The sequence below is a fragment of the Polaribacter sp. SA4-12 genome, from assembly GCF_002163675.1.
In the GTDB taxonomy this organism is placed as follows: domain Bacteria; phylum Bacteroidota; class Bacteroidia; order Flavobacteriales; family Flavobacteriaceae; genus Polaribacter.
The window spans coordinates 2,703,622-2,724,123 of the sequence record NZ_CP019334.1 but is presented as its reverse complement, the minus strand read 5'-3'; the positions used below and the strand labels follow the sequence as shown (position 1 = coordinate 2,724,123).

At 28.9% G+C, this 20,502-nt stretch carries 13 protein-coding genes; 5 read left to right on the top strand and 8 right to left on the bottom strand.

Going from position 1 to position 20,502, the window contains the following annotated elements; genetic code table 11:
• Positions 1 to 41: 41 nt before the first annotated feature.
• Complete coding sequence (locus BTO07_RS11725; RefSeq protein WP_087521408.1) at positions 42 to 6,788, bottom strand: DUF4347 domain-containing protein; 6,747 nt, start codon at positions 6,786 to 6,788, stop codon at positions 42 to 44.
• Between the two features lie 599 nt (positions 6,789 to 7,387).
• Here BTO07_RS11725 and BTO07_RS11720 point away from each other — a divergent pair.
• Positions 7,388 to 10,447, top strand: coding sequence for an ATP-binding protein (locus BTO07_RS11720; RefSeq protein WP_087521407.1), 3,060 nt, complete (start codon positions 7,388 to 7,390; stop codon positions 10,445 to 10,447).
• Positions 10,448 to 10,452: 5 nt separating this feature from the next.
• On the opposite strand, the gene BTO07_RS11715 is transcribed toward BTO07_RS11720, so the two are convergent.
• Positions 10,453 to 10,989, bottom strand: coding sequence for a GNAT family N-acetyltransferase (locus BTO07_RS11715; RefSeq protein ID WP_087521406.1), 537 nt, complete (start codon positions 10,987 to 10,989; stop codon positions 10,453 to 10,455).
• 76 nt (positions 10,990 to 11,065) lie between these two features.
• Complete coding sequence (gene recA, locus BTO07_RS11710; protein WP_087521405.1) at positions 11,066 to 12,073, bottom strand: recombinase RecA; 1,008 nt, start codon at positions 12,071 to 12,073, stop codon at positions 11,066 to 11,068.
• A 113-nt stretch (positions 12,074 to 12,186) separates the two neighbouring features.
• On the opposite strand from recA, the gene BTO07_RS11705 reads away from it, so the two are divergent.
• Genes BTO07_RS11705 through BTO07_RS11690 form a run of 4 tightly spaced genes read left to right on the top strand, consistent with a single transcriptional unit; the run spans position 12,187 to position 16,910 of the window.
• Complete coding sequence (locus tag BTO07_RS11705; protein WP_087521404.1) at positions 12,187 to 12,978, top strand: aldose 1-epimerase; 792 nt, start codon at positions 12,187 to 12,189, stop codon at positions 12,976 to 12,978.
• 54 nt (positions 12,979 to 13,032) lie between these two features.
• Positions 13,033 to 15,417 (top strand): T9SS type B sorting domain-containing protein, encoded by a 2,385-nt coding sequence (locus BTO07_RS11700; RefSeq protein ID WP_157663336.1) that lies wholly within the window; start codon positions 13,033 to 13,035, stop codon positions 15,415 to 15,417.
• An 11-nt stretch (positions 15,418 to 15,428) separates the two neighbouring features.
• Positions 15,429 to 15,992: a pseudouridine synthase gene (locus BTO07_RS11695; protein ID WP_198342460.1), complete on the top strand. Its 564-nt coding sequence runs from the start codon at positions 15,429 to 15,431 to the stop codon at positions 15,990 to 15,992.
• A 33-nt stretch (positions 15,993 to 16,025) separates the two neighbouring features.
• The gene (locus tag BTO07_RS11690) at positions 16,026 to 16,910 is read left to right on the top strand and encodes a DUF2167 domain-containing protein (RefSeq protein ID WP_087521402.1); all 885 of its coding nucleotides are present in this window, start codon (positions 16,026 to 16,028) and stop codon (positions 16,908 to 16,910) included.
• Between the two features lie 208 nt (positions 16,911 to 17,118).
• Here BTO07_RS11690 and BTO07_RS11685 read toward each other — a convergent pair whose 3' ends face one another.
• The 5 genes from BTO07_RS11685 to BTO07_RS11670 all read right to left on the bottom strand — a co-directional run bounded on the left by BTO07_RS11685 (position 17,119) and on the right by BTO07_RS11670 (position 20,481).
• Entirely contained in the window at positions 17,119 to 17,418 is a 300-nt protein-coding gene (locus BTO07_RS11685) for a hypothetical protein (protein WP_087521401.1), read from the bottom strand.
• 2 nt (positions 17,419 to 17,420) lie between these two features.
• Positions 17,421 to 17,861, bottom strand: a complete 441-nt coding sequence (locus BTO07_RS11680) for a GNAT family N-acetyltransferase (protein WP_087522627.1) — start codon at positions 17,859 to 17,861, stop codon at positions 17,421 to 17,423.
• Positions 17,862 to 17,984: 123 nt separating this feature from the next.
• Positions 17,985 to 18,419, bottom strand: coding sequence for a ribose 5-phosphate isomerase B (gene rpiB / locus BTO07_RS11675; protein ID WP_087521400.1), 435 nt, complete (start codon positions 18,417 to 18,419; stop codon positions 17,985 to 17,987).
• An 817-nt stretch (positions 18,420 to 19,236) separates the two neighbouring features.
• Complete coding sequence (locus tag BTO07_RS17450; RefSeq protein WP_198342459.1) at positions 19,237 to 19,410, bottom strand: hypothetical protein; 174 nt, start codon at positions 19,408 to 19,410, stop codon at positions 19,237 to 19,239.
• Between the two features lie 162 nt (positions 19,411 to 19,572).
• Positions 19,573 to 20,481: a diacylglycerol/lipid kinase family protein gene (locus tag BTO07_RS11670; protein WP_087521399.1), complete on the bottom strand. Its 909-nt coding sequence runs from the start codon at positions 20,479 to 20,481 to the stop codon at positions 19,573 to 19,575.
• Positions 20,482 to 20,502 lie beyond the last annotated feature (21 nt).

Here is a 20,502-nt window from a genome sequence, read left to right as displayed (position 1 = left end):
TAACCCCCCGGTTTTAGCTCTTAGGTAATATTTTTTTTATGCTACTTTATATAAATTTTCTTTGAGAAATACCCTTTATCAGTTTGTACTTTAACTATGTATATCTGATCATCTAAACTCTTTACTTGTAATCTATTTTCAAACTTATTTATAAGGCTACTCCATTCTTTTATTTTTTGTCCTAAAATGTTATATAATTCAACTCTATTTATTTCTAAATTTCGATGGTTTTGAATAACTAACTCTTTTGTGTTGGTACTTGTAAATATTGATATTTCTTTATCTAAAGTTTTATTTTCAATATCATTAATAGATAATACAGCTCCATTAAAAACTAAAGAAAACCTTTCTAAATAAGAGCCTTTAAGTAACTGTATTGCAACAATATTATTATTTAATAAATGTATTTGGTTTGTGACTGCGTCTTTAAGAAATACATCTCTATTAATACCTTTTATTTCATCTATTTGTATTGCTATTGAGCCATTGTAATTCATAGTAATATGAATAGGTATTTCTAGATTATCTGAAACTTCTTCTACACCAACAATTACATAATTTAAATCATCGTTTGGTAGTTTCCAATAAATATCTGTAAGGCGTAAATCATAAATTTCACTATCATATCCTTTATCAAAAGCAAAAGAATTATTTGAATTAAAAGAAGCACCAATTTGTCTATGAATGCTTATTCCTTCTCCATTAAGAAAGTCCATACCTAGTTTTATGATAGGTAAAACATCTTTGGTAGCCTCGTTACTTGAGGATATTGTTTTTGAAGAATTATTATTTCTAAAAAAGACAGAATTATCTCCTTCTGTTTTAAATTCTCTTTGACTATTATTAAATACAATAGGACCTCCATCTGTTTCGTCTCCTTGTATAAAGAAACCTTGACCAATAGCAATGTATGCTTCTGGAACTAAACTTGCATTAGAACCACCAGCGTTTGGTGCACAACTAATATTACCATCTGCATCTTGTAATTGTAAGTAGTTTATATATGTTTCATTACTATCATTAGACATAATGGTCACATTAGCTCCTGTTTCTACACATACTTGAATATCAAATGTTGAAAAAGCTGATGGAGATGCTGGTAAGGTATATTCTCCTCTAGTGGAACCATTAATTTTAAGTGTAATATTTTTATCTAAGTTAGATTTATAATTTATTTTTAAAATATCTACACCTTTAATAATATTTTGAAACTCAACAAAATTACTTGCAGTATTAATTATAACAAAACCTTCAACTCCATCAGAAGAGATTGTACCATTTATATTTACTCCAGGGTCTTCTGCTTGTAAAGCAATATCAAAAGCCCCTACAAGTAATGCGTCATTAGCAGATATACCCATTGCAATATTTCTTGTAGCATAACCGCCAATATAACCTGCAAAATTATGACCAGAACTAACAGAACTACTATCGTCTGCTTCACCAACATGTTGCCAAAAATACAAGGTAGCTGTGGTAGATTTCATATTATCTTCTATAAACCTTTTAACACTTAGTGCTGATGCAAAAGGGTTACCAACCAAATAAGATTCATTTGCGCCTATTGCAGGACTAGATATTAAATCGCCATCTTTTGGGGTACCAACAAAAGTGTAATTTTGAGCAACACCTGGGCCTTTCATTATAAAACCATCTGTTTGTGGAATTGTTAAATTATCATATTTATGTACCCAATTAGATCTTCTGTCTGATGAGGGTGCATAGGTATAAATCCAATAGTTGGCTAATGAAATTGGCATATTTGCAGTAATTGCTCCATCATAACCACCCACAAAAGTAATGTCTTTGGCAATACCAGATGCACCATTACCAATAGCAGTAGTAGCATCTAATGCGTTGGTACCATCTTTTAAAACAGAACCTACCGTAAATGTATTTGCGCCAATAGTGTTTACCGGACTACTCATATAATTATATCTATATAAACTTGGTATTTCAGAATTTTGATCTACCAATAGTTTACCTAAACCAGAAACTTGTGCAGCTCCTGTATGGGTTTGAACCAATTGTCCTGCTCCTAATAAACGGATTTCTGCATTGGCATTGGTAAATGAAATATCATTCGTAACTACTAATAAATTATCTGTGGCTAGTTTAGCATCTCCTACCCCTAATTTTCTTGCGCTTAATCGAACTCCTGTAGTATGACTATAATCTCCGTTTACAATTACATGTCTAGATCTGTCTGGATATCCATTTGGCCAAGTTGCTAATGTATTTGCTCCTACTCCTGTTGTGGTGGTAGTTCCAAATCTATGTAAACCTAATAATGTATTCGATTCGGTATTTACAACCGCTGTAATTTCTGATTGCAATGCATCGTGTATATGTCTTTCTGGTCCACTACCTGCAACTTTATCTCCGTTTACATCGTATAATACATCTTTGTAAGGATTTAAACCTCCATCTAAAACAGCTCTGTCATCTACAAATTGCACCCATTCTGCTGGGGTATACGTTGTATTTGGCACTAAAGTTTCATCTATACGTACAAAAGATGTAAAGTCTGTTAAACCACTTACCACATCTATTCTTGTGTCCCAAGGTGCATTTGTTGTACCTGCTTTACCACTTCTAGAAATGGTAATAACATCGTTGGTATTATCAAAAGCGGTTACGCCTGCATTGGTAATTGGAGTAACTCCAGTTTTTACTTGGGCTGTTACTGCACCAGATGAGAATAAAATAGAATTACCTGCTGTAATCTCTGCAGTATTTAAAGCGGTTGCTGTTCTTGCAGTGGTAACACCTGCATTAAATAAATTTAAATTGGCTGCATTGGGTACTACTATTTTATCTGAAGCATTATTAGTAACTTCTACAATTCTTTCTCCATCTTTCCAATACACTTGTGTTATCATTGGGGTACCACAACCGTTTTTGGTATTGTCTAAAGCGTAGGTTGTATAATTAGTGGTTGTAAATGCATTGGCTATAATACCATTGTCTGCAACAGTTTCTAAACTGTTGGCATAACCATTAGCACCTACAATATCTAAAGTAGTATTAATTTGTGCATTGGCAGTACTCGTAGATGTTGTAGCACCAACAGTACCATTTACAATATTGGCTGTTTGCAATACTGAAGGCACTGCTGCTTCTATAGCATCTGGACAACCATCGCCATCTGAATCTAAATCTAAATGATTTGGAATACCATCTCCATCTGTGTCTGAAGCACCTTCATCAGTGTCCAAAATACCATCATTATCATCGTCTAGATCACAAGCATTATCTATACCGTCATTATCTGTATCTATTCCTACTGCGGCTACACAAGGGTTAGTACAAGAAGTAACTGCTGCGTTTGTATAATTAGAATTAACCGTATAATCTACCAAACCACTATTAATACCTGCTACTGTTTGCACTGCATCTGGTACACCATCTGCACCTACAAGTGTATTAGGAAACTGATAAAGAGAAGACTGGTTTGTTGTTGCGCCAGATTCTAAAGCATCTGAACAACCATCTCCATCACTATCTAGGTCTAATGAATTTGGTATGCCATCTCCGTCTGTGTCACAGAACGTAGTAGTTACGCTAATTTCATCTACTAAAAGTGAATTATAAATTGGAGAAACGTTTTTATTATAAATTTCAATTGTTACTGTAGTTGTAGTTGAAGTAAAGAGAAGTTCATAAGGTACCCAAGCTAATGATATAACTCCTGTATCTATTGTTGCTAGAACACTACCTACACCATCTTTAACCTGTATTCTAACATCAGGATAGGCACTGGCTGGTTGCCCAGACTCTTCCGCTGCTGCTGCTATAAAAAGTGAATATGAATAAGGGTTGTTAGCTATAACAGTAACATTTTGTTGGTAACTTAAAACAGGTGAAACTCCTTGAGGATTATCTAACGCTAGATACCTACCTTCAGTATTTCCTGTGGCATCCGACCCTGTATTTGATCGATACCAAGCTTGACTTGAAAAATCTGCACTTGTACCAACTCTTACGTTTTCAGTATTGAGAACACTTGGATGACTTGTTGCAGGATTACCTGTACCAGTACCAAAACTTTCAAGAAAAGTAGCAGTACAATTATTTTCTACTGTGTCCAAAATCCCATCATTATCATCGTCTAAATCACAAGCATTATCTATACCGTCATTATCTGTATCTATTCCTACTGCGGCTACACAAGGGTTAGTACAAGAAGTAACTGCTGCGTTTGTATAATTAGAATTAACCATATAATCTACCATACCACTATTAACACCAGCTATTGCTTGCACTGCATCTGGCACACCATCTGCACCTACAGATGTATTAGGAAACTGATAAAGAGAAGACTGGTTTGTTGTTGCGCCAGATTCTAAAGCATCTGAACAACCATCTCCATCACTGTCTAGGTCTAAATAATCTGGTATACCATCATTATCTGTGTCTTCACAAACTCCTGTTGGTTGATTTACATCGCCCATAATAAAAATCTTTCCATCCACTCCACTATTTTGATCAATATTAACTCTTATTTTGTATATTTTTGCGCCTAATGGCGCAAGATCATCTAATGGATAAACGGCTATATCTGCTGTTTGACCAGTAAGATCTAAAATTAAAGCACCTGTTGAAGTATAATCTGACGTATTAGTGGTTATAGTAGAATTATAACTATTACCGTTTACATCAAAAGCTTCTAAACTTGCTTGACTATTACCTGCACGTTCCATCCATGCCAAAAGGCGATTACTAGATACAACTATAGGCTCAATATAAGTGAGTTCATAATAATCTCCAGTACCTAAAGGGTTTCCTGGATCTAATGCTTGATAATAATTTAAATTTCTGCTTTGCATAGCTGGTAGTACAAAATTCTCCCAAGTGCTCTGATTGTTAACCCACTCATCTGTATAAGCACCATTTTCTCTTATTCTAATATTTTCTGAACCAGGAGGGTTGTAATTATAATTAAAACCATCTGGTGTAATAAAATCACTATAAGTAACACCATCCACAACAATGTAATTAAATGTGTGAGGCTGTGTGTGGTCGTTTAAATTTGAGCTTGTAATTCCTGCAGGACCGAAGGAAACATTACTAAATGCTCCATTTTGATTGCTATCTATTGCTACAAATGGGGTGCATTCATCAATATCCAAAATCCCATCATTATCATCGTCAAGATCGCATATGTTATTTATACCATCTCCATCTGGGTCGTTTGCTGTAGCTGTTCCTACTGTTGCGCCCTCTGTACATGTTGTATTAAGAACGGTTACTGTTAAAGTAGCTTGGTTTGAAGTACCTGGGTTAGATACACCATCTAACACATAATTGTCTTGAACAGTATAAGGTATGCTAACATCACCTGTAAAACCAGGTATAGAGGTAAACGTAACGTCACCTAATGAGCTTACAGTAAAAGTACCATCTGCAGTAGTTAATGAGCTTTGAATACCTGGTAAAGAAGGGTTTAAATCTACCGAAGCTATATTAATAGTACCATCTGGATCTGTATCTGTACTAGTTACATTAAATGTCACTGGGATTTCAGTTGTAGTTACTGCTGTATTATTATCTGCAATAGGTAACGCGTTTATTGCATTTGCAGTAATTGAAACTTGAGCGGTTTCAATTCTAAAAGAGCGTGCATTTGGTTGTGATTCAGTTCCAGCAACATAAGCACCATTGTTGATGGGCAGCAACCTTATAGTTGCAGTTGCAGCTGTTGCTAAAAAAGAAATTCTTGTTGTTGCCCAAGTTTCTTCATTTACAGCTAAAGATTGTATTGCTCCACCGTCTATTTGATAACTTAATGCATCAATATATGTACCAGCATACCATCCATTACCAGAACCAAAAAATGAACCTCCGTTTTGGTTTGTTTTTGATGTTAATGTATAAAAAACTAACTCATAAGTAACACCAGGCGTTAAACCAGACATTGTAGTAAAAACGCTTTCTTGTGTAATTGCTGAACCTAAATCTCTTAATGAAATCCATTCTGTATGATTATTTGGCGGAAGAGGTAATGTATTAACCCAAGTTGCATTTAACCCATAAAGATTAGAACCTCCTCCTGCAATATTAGCATTAGAAATGTCTGGCGTTCCTCCACCATCCGTCCACCCAGCAGGCACACAATTAGAACACCTAGCCGTACCATTTGATGCAGAAATCGTTTGTAGGTTGCCTTTATAATCTGCTAATTCTAACCCTTTATTTTTAGGCCCTTCCTCTAAAACCCAGTCTCCTCCATTTCCTGTAATATTAGTAGAGGCAGAAACTTGAAGTGATAATGTGTTTTCTAAATAGGCTACAGCTTGTAATCCTTTTTCTCCTTCGGCAAAATTACAACCGTATATATTAAGGTAGGAAATTTGAGATTGTGAATTAGAAATTTTTGAATTCACAAAAACCGCGATTTCTTCTTTCCCTAACCATTTACCGTCTATTAGCAACTCGCCTGGTTTACCGTGTGTAAAGAAATGAAACGAATCATTCTCTAATGTTTTGGTTTTCACATGCGCTTCTAAATCAGATACAGATTGGTCTATAAAATAAGTTTGCGTTTGATTTTTAACAATATAATCTTTGTTAATTCTATCATTTTCATTATCTATTGATGATATAACGTTAAAAACTATTGTCTTTTTAGCGCTTTTTTTTGTTATTTCTAGGCTATTACCACTAACACCTTTAATTGGTGAACTTGAACTTGAGCTAATAAAAAAAATTAGTAAAAGAGTAAAAAAATGTATTGCTTTTCTGTGTATTAATTTTTGAAACAGCAAGAAGAAATTTAAATTATTCATATTGTGTATTTAATTATTAGCTTAAATTTCTTATTAGAGAAACTTTAAATTATTAACGAAATAAGTTGGGGGTTTAAGTTTTTTTGTTGTCCTACAAATTTTCGTGAATCTTTAACCGTAACAGGTTCTTAATTAGCGAAAACAATGTGTTTTTTAGATTTTATATGTATGATTTTTTTGTTCATATTTTATTTTCACAAATTTCTAACTTTATGACCTGGGCGCTTTAACACTAATTCCGGAAACGTTAACACGTATCACTTATATTGTGAGTATTGTTAACAGGATTTTGCAAAGTTTTATTTATTAATAGGTTAATTTTCTTATTAGAGAAACTATAAATCATTAATGAAATAAGTTGGGTGTTTTAGTTGTTTTATTATATCACAAATTTCCGTGAATCATTAATTACAAGAGGCTCTTAATTAGCGAAAACAGTGTTTTTTTTTAACAAAAACATGTGTTTTTTAGATTTAATAGTGTGTTTTTATGTAAAACAATAATTTTAAGTTTTTTTTAAACATATCTTTGAGAGAGATAAAAAAACAGTGCAGTTTTAAAAATTAACACTCTAACAATTTTAAATATTACCCCAAATAATGAAGCTTCTCCTACCATTAATTTTCTTACTTTATTTTACCTTTAACTCTAATGCACAATCATCTAAAAACCATTTAGATAGTTTAAAAAATGTGTTACAGAAAACAAAAAGTAAAAATGAAAAAGTAGTCCTTTATTCGAAAATTGCAGAAAATGAAAAAAACAAAGATTCTATAAAGTTTTATTTGCAAAAGGGCTTTTATTTATCTAAAAAAATGAATGACAAAAATCTGTTAGCAAATTCTTTTTTTTTAAAAGCTGAACTTCTTTTTAATTACAGTAAAAGATTTGATAGCTTTAGTAACAATGTCCATAGGGGTTTAAAAATGGCCACAAAACCAAAAGTTCTTAATTATGGTTATGAGTTATTAAGTGATAAATACATACAAGACTTTATATTAATAGATTCTGCTTTATTTTATTCAACCAAAATATTAAATCTCTCAAAAGACAATACTTTTTTATTAAATGCCAACAAAAAATTATGTCTCTATTGGCGAAGAAAAAAAAATTATGAAAAGTCAAAAAAGCATGGTTTAAAATCACTAGAATTAGCAATAGAGAGCAAAAATAAAAACAAAATTTCTATAAGTTACACAGATTTAGGCAACTTATATATAGATATGCGAAATTATAATTTAGCCTTAACTAATTATGAACAAGCTTTAAAATATGCAAAGAATAATTCTTATAATCTGGTTAGAATATATACCTACTTGGGTTATTTAGTTGATGTCACTGAACCCAAAAACGAGAAAAGTATTGAATTTTATGAAAAAGCAGCAGAAATTAGTGATCATCTAGACATATCAAAATCTTTAAAAGCACAACCCTATATCTCTCTTTCTTCAATTTATTTACCGTTTAATAAAAATAAGAAAGCCCTTATTGCCATAGAAAAAATAAAAGAATTAGGTTATGTCTCTAAATATCCTATTTTTTTTAAGGCCTATTATAATAGATACAAAGCTTCTTATTTTTTAAATATTGGTAAAAGAGATTCTGCAATTATTCTCTTTAAAAAAAGTATTGAATTCGCAAAAATAAAGAAGAATGAATATGTTATTGCAGATGCCTATATGGAGCTTGGTGAAATATATCACAAAAACAATATACAATTATCAAAAAAATATTTTTTAGAGGCTGAAAAATTTGGACTTAAAGTAAATGAGCCTAATATAATACCTAAAGTATATAAAAAACTAAAGGAGGTATATGAAGCCGATAATAATTATAAAAAGGCAATAGAATATATTAATACATATGCAAAAATTAATGACAGTTTAGAGGTTATAGAGAAAAAAAGTACAGTCGATAAGTTTTTAGTTAAATATGAAACCATTGAAAAGGAAAATAAAATTTTAAGTTTAGCTAAAGACAATCAAGAAAAAGATGTGAAAATATATAAAGATCGTCAAATATTTATTTTAATAATTTTCTTTATTCTTTTAATCTTAATAACCGTTTTTACAATTATACTATACAATAGAAAAAGAAATCATTTAAAAACAAGGTTAGAACTTGCTGCAGAAAAAGAATTAATAAGTAGAAATAATATAATATTAGAAAATATTTCTCACGAAATTAGAACCCCTATTAGTATAATTAATGGCTACCATCATTTAATAAAACAAAAAAATACGCACCCAGCAGAAGTTTCTAGATATGTAAATTTGGCTGAAAAAAGCACTATTAATATTCTTACAAATTTTAATGATTTTTTAAATTTATTAAGAAGTAATGGAAAGCCAATTTTATTAAAAAAAATTGAAAAGAAAGAACTCTCTTTGTTCTTTAAAGAAATTTTACATGCTTATAAAGGCACTGCATCTAAAAAAAATATTGGAATTTATTTTAAATCAAATTTTAAAGAATCTCTAACTTTAGAATACGACTTTATTGGAATGCAAAAAATTGTAAACAACTTAATTACAAATGCTATTAAATATAGTAATTCTAAAAAAAATATTTATGTCGCTGTTTTGTTAGAAGACACAGCTCTTAAAATTGAAATAAAAGACGAAGGGTATGGAATTCCTAAAGAAGAACATAAATTAGTTTTTAATCGTTTCTACCAATCTAAGAGTCATAAAGTATCTGGTGGATTTGGTATTGGTCTATCTTTAATTAAAGAGATTGTAAACAATTTAAATGGTACAATAGATTTAAAAAGCGAAGAAAATATTGGTTCTGTTTTTACAGTTACACTACCAATAGAAGGTATAAATACAGCGCTTTACCTTAAACCATTAAAAAATAGATATGAAGAGATTGCACATATCATTGAAAAAGAAATAATACAAGAGCCTTTAAATTTACCAAAAATACTATTGGTTGATGATAATTTAAATATGATTGAATATTTAAAAGAGATATTACAGCCACAATACACTTGTATCTCTGCTAATAATGGTAGAGAAGCTATGGAAATAATAAAAAAACAACCTATAGATTTAATTATTTCTGACTATAGAATGCCAACTATGGATGGTTTAAGCTTTAAGGAAGAGTTAAATAAAACTAAAGAATTACAAGACACACCTTTTTTATTATTAACAGCTCATAGTTTTAATAATTTTGATAAGGTTAAATTACGCTTAGGTATTCAAGATTATATAGCAAAACCATTTACCTACCAAGAAATTATAACTAGAATTAGAACATTGCTAGAAAACACCTTATCTATTAAAAATATAAAAGATATTGATACTAGATTGCATTTAGATAGTCATATATATAGCCTTCTAGAAAATATAAAAGAGCTTATTTTAAAGAACTTATCTAATTCAGAATATACCATTAAGGATCTAGCTACAGAAAGTAATTATGGACAACGTCAATTAGGTGAAATTGTAAAGGAAAATACAGGTATAACTCTTGTAAAGTTAGTTTTAGAAATTAGATTACAAAAAGCATATGAATTAATTATTAATAAAAAACACCTTACAACATTAGAGGTAATTTATGCTGTTGGTTTAAATAATCGATCTTATTTTAATAAAAAATTCTTTGAAAGATTTGGTATTAAACCAGGTGATCTTTATAAGAAGTATTCTTAAAAAAATTAAATAACTTTATAAACCTGACTCATTTTTTTTACCTCATCATGTAATAAATCATAAGGTAAAAAGGTATGTGAATGATATTTATATCCCAACTTTTTATAAAATTTAAAAGCTTGGGGTTGTTCATTCATAGCATCTAACCAAATAACTTTATATCCTTTTTGTTTCGCTTTTTGCTCTAACCAAGTAAGAAGTGTTTTTCCTATTCCTTTTCCTTGTGTTTTTGGGTGTAGATAAACTCTATGTAATTTTACTTGTTTTTCTTCAGATAAACCTGCTAGTTTTTCATCCCAGATAATTCTAAAATTACCAATAATTTCATCTTTAAAAATAACAAAATAATAGTCTGTTTTTTCTTCTGACAGTTCTTTTAAAATGTTCTCTTTAGAATATTGACTATTCACATACCAATCTCCATTATCTTTCCAAAAATGACTGTATGCAAGTGGATATATTTCTTTCATCAACAGAAAAAGAGGTTCTAAATTTGAATTTAAAATCTTTCTTAATTGTATGTTTTCTGATACTTTAATCATTTTATAAATATAAAAAAACTGCTATAGATTGATTACTTCTATAGCAGTTGATAATAATAGTTAGAACTTTTAATATTTATTCTTGATTTTCAATAGCATCTTTTATTTTTCCTTCAAGTTCTTCTGCTAACTCAGGATTATCTTTAATTAATCCTTTAACAGCATCTCTACCTTGCCCTAGTTTGGTTTCGCCATAACTAAACCAAGATCCAGCTTTCTTTACAATACCTAATTCTACACCAATATCTAAAATTTCACCAACTTTAGAAATACCTTGTCCGTACATAATATCAAATTCTGCAATTTGAAACGGCGGTGCTACTTTATTTTTTACAACTTTAACTTTAGTACTGTTTCCAATAACTCTGTCTCCGTCTTTAATTTGTGTTCTTCTTCTAATATCTAAACGTACAGAAGCATAGAATTTTAATGCGTTACCACCAGTTGTTGTTTCTGGGTTACCGAACATTACTCCTATCTTCTCACGTAATTGATTGATAAAAATAACAGTACATTTTGTTTTAGAAATTGTACCTGTTAATTTACGTAATGCTTGAGACATTAAACGAGCGTGTAAACCCATTTTAGAATCTCCCATTTCTCCTTCAATTTCTGCTTTTGGCGTTAAAGCTGCAACAGAATCTATTACAACAATATCAATTGCGCCAGATCGAATTAAGTTTTCTGCAATTTCTAATGCCTGCTCACCATGATCTGGTTGAGAAATAATTAAATTATCTATATCTACACCTAAATTTTCTGCATAAAACTTATCAAAAGCATGTTCTGCATCAATAAAAGCAGCAATACCACCAGCTTTTTGAGCTTCTGCAATTGCATGTAGTGTTAAAGTTGTTTTACCAGAAGATTCTGGTCCATAAATTTCTATTACTCTTCCTCTTGGATAACCACCTACACCTAATGCTAAATCTAACCCTAAAGAACCAGATGAAATTGCATCTATATCTTCAGTAACTACATCTCCTAATTTCATTACAGCACCTTTACCATACGTTTTATCTAGCTTATCTAGAGTAAGTTGAAGTGCTTTAAGTTTTGCTGCTTTTTCTTTATCTGCTGCCATTAATATTACTGTTTTTATTTTTGAATAAGTCCGACAAGTTACAAAAAACTAAGATTAATTTCCTAACAAATAAGAGTCAAATTTATACTATTTTTACACAAAGCATACTACCAATGAGTTCTAAAGAAATTTTAAGAAATAAAGAGTGTCTAGTTGTAATTGAAAAAGGAGAATTAATCAGTTTTCAAAAAGACAATCTAGAGTATATTCATCAAAAAGGAAATAAAGGTTGGCGTAATTCTGATGATGAAATGTTTCCTGTTATTGGACCAACATCTAAAAATAATTTTAGAGTGCATACCAAAAATGGTGATGCAATTCTAGATCAACATGGTTTGTTAAGAGAAATGGAATATTCTTTAGTTTCTTCGGATGAAAACAGTGCTAAATTCATCAAAAAGTATAAAAAAAATACGCAGATAACAAACAGTAAATTTCCAGTTAAATCATCAGAAGAAAATTTATTTTGGCCTTTTGATTTTTCTTTTCAAAAGAACTTCACCTTAGAAAATGGTATTTTAAAAATCGAATTTATTATCGAATCAGAAAAAGGAATGCCTTTTATGTTAGGATATCATCCTGCTTTTTTATTGTCTGATTCTGGTAAAGAAACATTAGAATCTAATAGAAAAGAGATAACGTTGGCTGATGTTTACAAAGCGGGTGCAAATGCGTGTCCTGTTTTAAATTCTGATAAAATAATATTAAAAAATATAGATAAACAAAACTTAGAAATTACCACAAAAGGTTTTAATAATTTTATGCTTTGGACCGAAGTTGACAACATGCTTTGTATAGAACCAATAACTCAATATACTTCTTATACAGATCAAAAATTCTCTGAAGATAATATGCGTTTATCCGAAGGAAAAAATATTTTTTCTGTAGTAATTAAAGTAGTGTAATCGTCTATGAAAGAAATTATTTTTCTTTTCATTTTTATTTTTGTGAGCATAAATATGCGCTCACAAAATACTTATGTTCCTGATGATAATTTTGAACAATTACTTATAGATTTTGGTTACGATTCTGGTCCTTTAGATGATTTTGTACCAACCAATAATATAAATTCTGTCACTGAATTATTTATCAATGATTCTTCAATTAAAAAATTTGTTGGTTTAGATGGGTTTACTGCTCTTACTCGTTTATCTATAGAAGTACATGATGTTACAGAGCTAGATATTTCTAAAAATATAAAATTAAAAGACCTATATCTTTCTAATGGTTTACTTAAAAACATAGATATTTCTAAAAATACAGAGCTAGAAACGCTACGTTTAGTTGTAGTGGATGTTTCTTCAATTAACCTAAAAAATAATCTAAAATTAAAAGATTTAACAATAGGAAATACAGGTATTACAAAAATAGATTTAAGTTCTAATAGAGAGCTTTTAGAAATAAATTTAAGTCATGGAATTATAGAAAACATAAATTTAAAAAATAACAACAATACAAATGTAAACTCATTTTCTTGTATTGATAATTCAGAGTTGAAATGCTTACAAGTAGATAATAAAAATTATAGCATTACCAATTGGACAAATATTGATGACAATACTGTTTACAATGAAAATTGTAGTGTTTTTGAAAATTTAACATATATACCAGATGATAATTTTGAACAAAACCTTATTGATTTAGGTTTCGATTCTGGCGCTTTAGATGATTATGTACCCACACAAAATATTGATACAATTAGAGAGGTTTTTCTTATAAGTTTAAACATAAACGATGCTACAGGAATTGAAGATTTTGAAAAATTAGAACACTTACAATTAAGAGATAATAATGTTACAACCTTAAATGTTTCTGATTTAGAAGAATTAAGAGTCTTAGATTTTACATCTAATAAAATTGATAATATTGATGTCTCAAGTAATAAAAATTTAGAATTTATATTTTGTAATGACAACCCAATTAATAATTTACAAATTAGTAAAAATGATAAGATTACAAGAGTTGAAATAGATGACACAAATATTTCAAATATCAACCTCGAAAACAATCAGCTTTTAAGTATTTTTTCGTGTAATAATACTCCTTTAACAGAATTAGATCTCTCTAAAAATACAGCGCTTGAAAGATTGTTTTGCGACAATACTTTATTAGAAACAATAAACCTAAAAAACACTAATAACACATCAATTATTCGGTTTTCTTGTCTTAATAATTTAGAATTGTCTTGTTTTTTGGTTGATGATAAAAACTACAGTACCACAAATTGGACAGCAATTGATGATGCTTCTGTATTTACAGATACTGCATGCCCTAAGGTTGGTTATACTTACGTGCCAGATGATAATTTTGAACAAGCTTTAATCGATTTTGGTTATGATACGCTGCCACTTGATGATTATGTGTTAACGGATAATATAAACACCATTAAAAACTTAAAAATTGATCAATTAAACATTTCAGATTTAACAGGAATTGAAGATTTTACAGCTTTAGAAGATTTATATGTTGATGATAATTCTTTAACCGTTCTTAATTTAGATAACAACACCAATTTAACGCTATTATCAACATCAAATAATAATATTACAAGTTTATATATCACTTTAAATTCGAAGCTTTTAGAAATAAATTGTAGTAATAATCCGTTATCAACTTTAAAACTACCATCAAATAATATTCTTACTAATTTATATGTTCAGTCTACCTTAATTTCTGAATTAGATTTAAGAAACCAAGCCAATTTAATTTCAACTTCAAACTCATTTTTAGAAATACAAAACAACCCAAATTTAAAATGTGTTTTTGTAGATGATGTACATAAATTTAATACCGATATTTTTTCTACAATTACAAAAGATGCTAGCGCAGAATTTGTTGCAAATGAAGCTGCTTGTAACTTAATATCTTGTACTATAAATGTAGATATATTAAGTAGTTTAGAAATTTTAGATGCTTATACATTACCAAATATTACCAATGGTAATTATTACACAGAATCTGGTGGAAATGGAATACAATTATCTGAAGGTGCTATTATTACAACTTCTCAAATAATATATATTTATAATCAAAGTACAGTAGATTTATTGTGTTTTGCAGAATCCTCTTTTAAAGTAACTATAAATGGATGTATAATTCCAACTTTTTTTACACCAAATAATGATAATAAAAACGATACTTGGCAGGTAATCTGCAATAAAACGGATATAAATTCTATCGATATTTTTAATAGATTTGGAAAACTAATAAAGCGGATTCAACCAAATACTGAAGGTTGGGATGGAAACTATAATACTAAAAGTACAAATTCGAATACGTTTTGGTATTTGATAAATTTTAAAGATGGAAGACAAAAAAGAGGCTATTTTTCATTAATAAAATAAGAAATATATAAATGAAAAAACACCAACATTTTATAATAAACAAACCTTGGGGAATGATTTCTCAGTTTGTAAATCCCGCAAAGCGGAAGAAAAAATTATTAGGCGATTTATATGATTTTCCTGAAGGTACAATGGCAATAGGTCGTTTAGATGTACCCTCTGAAGGATTACTTTTATTAACAACCGATGGTAAAGTTTCTGCAGAAATTAGATCTCATAAATACGAAAAAGAATATTACGTACAAGTTGATGGAGTTATTACAGAAGAAGCCATAGAAAAGCTTAAAACAGGTTTAGAAATAGGTATTAAAGGAGAAAAATATATTACAAAACCAGGGAAATCTTTTTCAATTGAAGATCCTAAATTTCCGTTAAGAAGTATGAAAATTAGAGACGAAAGACATGGACCTACAAGTTGGGTTTCTATCGTTATTAGAGAAGGAAAATTTAGACAAGTTAGAAAAATGACTGCTGCTGTTGGTTTTCCAACATTACGTTTAATTCGTGTTAGAATTGGAGAAATAGAATTAGGTAATTTAGAGATTGAAGGAGTTAAAGAAGTAACTAATTTTTAAAAAAATATTATTATAATTGCTATAAAAAAAACTATGAAAACTACATTTACATTGCTATTAAGTTTTGTGTTAACTTTTACTTTTGCACAAGAATACTCAGAAGAATATACAAGTGAAGAACTAGAAGTACTTCAACAAAAAATAGACAGTATTAATAATTATTTTACTTATGAATATGGAAAAATCTCAATTCAGGATGGAATAGCAGAAGTTGATGTACCTGATAATTATAAGTTTTTAAATGCTAAACAAAGTAATTATGTTTTAACTGAATTATGGGGAAATCCTCCGTCTGAAGTTTTAGGGCTTTTATTTCCAAAAGATACAAACCCTTTAAGTGAAAACTTTACATATGCTGTAGAAGTTACCTACTCAGAAGAAGGTTATATTGAAGATGATGATGCTAAAGATTTAGATTATGATGAGCTTTTAGAAGAAATGCAAGAAGGTACAAATGCTGATAATGATGAACGAAAAAAATTAGGGTATCCAACAATGGATCTTGTAGGTTGGGCTTCTAAACCTTACTATGATGAAGCTGAAAAAAAGTTACATTGGGCTAAAGAAATAAAATTTGAAGGTGAAGAAATAAATACTTTAAATTACAATATTAGAGTTTTAGGAAGAGAAGGTTACTTAAATTTAAATGCTATTGGAACCATAGATGTTTTACCTGTTTTTAAAAATGATGTAAATGAAATTTTAAGCAGTGTACATTTTACTGAAGGTAATAAATACGCTGATTTTAACCCAGATATTGATACTGTTGCTGCTTATGGTATTGGAGGTTTAATTGCCGGAAAACTTTTAGCAAAAGCTGGTTTCTTTGTTATAATTTTAAAATTTTGGAAAGTAATTGCTCTTGCAATTGTCGGTGCTTTTTCTATTTTTAAGAAGAAAATATTTAGGTCTAAATAATCTTAAAATTTAGAAATTTTAATTTATCAAGAAATGTAACATTTATCACAAAAAAAGAAAATTTATCTTTCTAATTTTGCTGTATGGGTAATTCTAATACAACTTTATATATAGTAGCTGCAGTAATCATTTTACACTTTGTAGTTGGTTTTGGGTATTTAATATATAAAATGACTAAAAAGAGCGATAAAGATTAATTTTTATCTTTTTACATTAAAAAAATCATCATAAGAATATATAAAATTGGAATTGCAGAAATAAAAATCCAAAATATATTTTTCTTTAAGTTTGATTTATATTTAGTTATTAAAAACAGTGTATTTACTACTGAAGCAATAATTATTACTCCTAGTGAAATAAATAACGATACTGATTTTTCATAATCATAAATCCAAGCTCCTCTATAAAATTCTGATAATTTTCCAGTTAATATAAAAATAAAGAATAATAAAACTACAATAATTGCAATCTTTTTATTTCTGTCTATATTTTTAAAAGGTAGTTTCAAATTTATTCTAAATCCATTCTAATATGAGGAATTCCATCTTCTAAGTACTCCTCTCCTACTTGAATAAAATGATGCGTTTCATAGAATTTTTTTAAATATTTTTGAGCAGAGATTGTAATTTCATCAACTTTAAAATACGTTTTGACAGCTTTAATAGAAGCTTTCATTAAATCGTGACCAAAACCATACTTTCTTTCTGAAGCTGCAACTACTACTCTACCAATACTTGCGTTATCAAAATAATCTCCTGGTTTAAAAATTCGTGTATACGCAACTATTTTATCATTTTTAGTACCAATAACATGTAACGATTTTTGATCTTTAAAATCTACATCTTGATACACACAATCTTGCTCTACCACAAAAACTTCAGATCGTAATTGTAATATATTATAGAGTTCTGTTGTGTTTAATTCTTCGAAAGTTTTAATTTGAAAATTCATCATTTTTAATTCTAAATATTCTCGATACAATTTCGCTAAAAAAATCGAAATCACTCAAACTGACAATAGCTATTTATCAATTTGAGTGAAAATTATTTTTAAGGATTTTGTGTCGAATAAAAATTATCCAGCACAAGAAATTTTATTTACTCTTGTTCCATGTCTTCCACCTTCAAATTCTGTAGCAAGAAAAATATCTACAAAACCAATAGCTTGTTGTAAAGAAACAAAACGTGCAGGAATCGTTAAAACGTTTGCATTATTATGTTGTCTTGTTAATGCAACCAATTCATTATTCCAACAAAGTGCAGCTCTAATACCTTGGTGCTTATTAGCTGTCATTTGAGCTCCATTACCAGAACCGCAAAGAATAACACCTAGTGCTGCTTTACCACTTTCTACAGCATCTGCTGTTGGATGAATTGCATCAGGGTAATCCATAGAATCATTTGTATCAGTTCCAAAATTTAGAACTTTATATCCTTTTTCTTCTAAATGTTTTATAATTTCGAATTTGTATTCTGTACCTGCGTGATCGTTTCCAATTGCAATTGTCATAATAGATTGATTTTAATTTAGTTGTCGTCACAAAAATACAGTTATTAACGGTTATCAACAGTTATAAACATCTTAAATTTTGGGTTTTTTAATAACTTATTAATTTTTAACTCTTTAGCTATGTTACCTAAATGTTAAGAACTATCGGTAAAGTTTTACAAGTAAATTTGGTGATTAAATAAATTATTACAATACAGCGAGCACTATGACATACACAACTTTTTTTATGAGTTTTTGATAAAAGTTTATCAACATAAAATTAACGTTTTGTTTACAGAGATTACGTTGTTAACTATTAAGATTTTTCGGTTAATTACTGTTTATAACTATTGTTAACAACTCTAAAATTATATTGATTTTTAATACTTTAAGTAGCTAACAAAATGTAGATGGTTTTTAATAACTCATATTAAAAAATAAAAAGAGTTTTTTTTATAGTAGCTATTCACACACTATTATAACCATCATTGTTTTTTTTAAATTTAAAAAGAAAATATAATTATAATATAGAATGTTGATAACTGTTGAAAAGGTTAAAATTCAAAAAATGAAAATAGATTGAAATGAAGATTCCTTTAAAGTTTATTTAAATTTTTTAAAATACAATACTTAAGAAATTTATTAAAAACGAAACAAATTATGACTTTACTAGAGACTATATAAAACGTTTTTAGAAAATTTAGATACTTTGACATTCAGCTCTAAATTAAATCTTTTAAATATATCTTATTTAAAGAATTCAAAAATTAAATTTTAAACACAGTTTTTTTACCGAAAAATAGAATCGGGTAGAGGATACGTTAAAAAAAAATAGAATTTAAACTGTTTTCTTTTCAGCTTGTAAAAGATACAAGGTGTCTTTTTGAATATCTACAGTTTCGTTAGTATTTATTGTTTTATTCAAAGAAGTATTTACAGTCATTACAGTAACAAAAATGCCTGCAACAAATATAAAAGCGAATAAAATAATAACTTTATGTAGATTTTTCATCTTAATAATTAGGTGTTCTTATTATAAAGACGCTTCATTTTAACAAACGTTACACAAATTTTAAGATTTCTTTAACTTAATGAAACTCTAATTTTAAAATCACGAAGTGATGTATAAAATTAGTAAGTTGAATTAATCCCGTTGAAAAACGGGATCTATGATTTAATTCACAACAAAATTCACAGCCTTTTCAATAATTTTAACATTCACTTTTCCTGTTCCAATCAATTCACCATCTGCTTGAATAAAAGGTTTTGAAGTTTGTGGAATTACCCTTATTTCTTTGGTTTTATACGTTTCAATTTTTTTATGATGCACAATAGTACCGTTATAAAGTTTTTTAATATTAAAAATTAAATCGAAAATAGTTAAGTTTTTAGCAATTGTAATATCAAAAAATCCATCAGAAGAATTTACATCTTTTGTAAACTGCATTCCACCTCCAGAGAATTTACATATTCCGAAAAGTGTCATTAAACAGTTCGTTTCTATTATTTTATCATCAAAAATAACTTTAAAAATTGTTTTTTTATAGAATAATAAACCAGCCAACCCACTTAATAAATAAGCAATAGATCCAAAACGTTTTAATGTTTTCAACTTATTAACAATGTAGCCATCATATCCTAAACCAGCTACATTATTAAAATAAGAAATACTTTTATCCGCAGTTTCTAAAACACCAATATCTTGTAAAATTATTTTCTTTTGGGCGATGATTTCTATCGATTTTTCAACATCATTTGGTATGTTATATGTTTTAATCCAATCGTTTCCTGTTCCTTGTGGAATCACTGCAATAGTTATATCAGAAGTTTTTACATACCTTTGCAGCATTATTCCGTTAACTACATGATGTAGTGTACCATCTCCACCAACCGAAATAATATTTCTAAAACCTTGTTTAATTGCGGTATCAACCAATTCAATTTCGTGTTTAGAAAATTGTGTAAAAGCAAAAGAATAGTCTAAATTCTTATTGTTTAGTAATTGTTGAATTTCCTCCCACTGTATAGAAAATTTCCGATTTCCAGAAGTAGGATTTGCAATTATAAACCAAGAGTTAGACATAAATAATAATTAAAGTAAAGC

Coding starts and splice junctions, on each gene's coding strand:
- BTO07_RS11725 (WP_087521408.1), bottom strand. CDS start 6,788: ATGAATAATTTAAATTTCTTCTTGCTGTTTCAAAAATTAATACACAGA.
- BTO07_RS11720 (WP_087521407.1), top strand. CDS start 7,388: ATGAAGCTTCTCCTACCATTAATTTTCTTACTTTATTTTACCTTTAAC.
- BTO07_RS11715 (WP_087521406.1), bottom strand. CDS start 10,989: ATGATTAAAGTATCAGAAAACATACAATTAAGAAAGATTTTAAATTCA.
- recA (WP_087521405.1), bottom strand. CDS start 12,073: ATGGCAGCAGATAAAGAAAAAGCAGCAAAACTTAAAGCACTTCAACTT.
- BTO07_RS11705 (WP_087521404.1), top strand. CDS start 12,187: ATGAGTTCTAAAGAAATTTTAAGAAATAAAGAGTGTCTAGTTGTAATT.
- BTO07_RS11700 (WP_157663336.1), top strand. CDS start 13,033: ATGCGCTCACAAAATACTTATGTTCCTGATGATAATTTTGAACAATTA.
- BTO07_RS11695 (WP_198342460.1), top strand. CDS start 15,429: ATGAAAAAACACCAACATTTTATAATAAACAAACCTTGGGGAATGATT.
- BTO07_RS11690 (WP_087521402.1), top strand. CDS start 16,026: ATGAAAACTACATTTACATTGCTATTAAGTTTTGTGTTAACTTTTACT.
- BTO07_RS11680 (WP_087522627.1), bottom strand. CDS start 17,861: ATGAATTTTCAAATTAAAACTTTCGAAGAATTAAACACAACAGAACTC.
- rpiB (WP_087521400.1), bottom strand. CDS start 18,419: ATGACAATTGCAATTGGAAACGATCACGCAGGTACAGAATACAAATTC.
- BTO07_RS17450 (WP_198342459.1), bottom strand. CDS start 19,410: ATGAAAAATCTACATAAAGTTATTATTTTATTCGCTTTTATATTTGTT.
- BTO07_RS11670 (WP_087521399.1), bottom strand. CDS start 20,481: ATGTCTAACTCTTGGTTTATAATTGCAAATCCTACTTCTGGAAATCGG.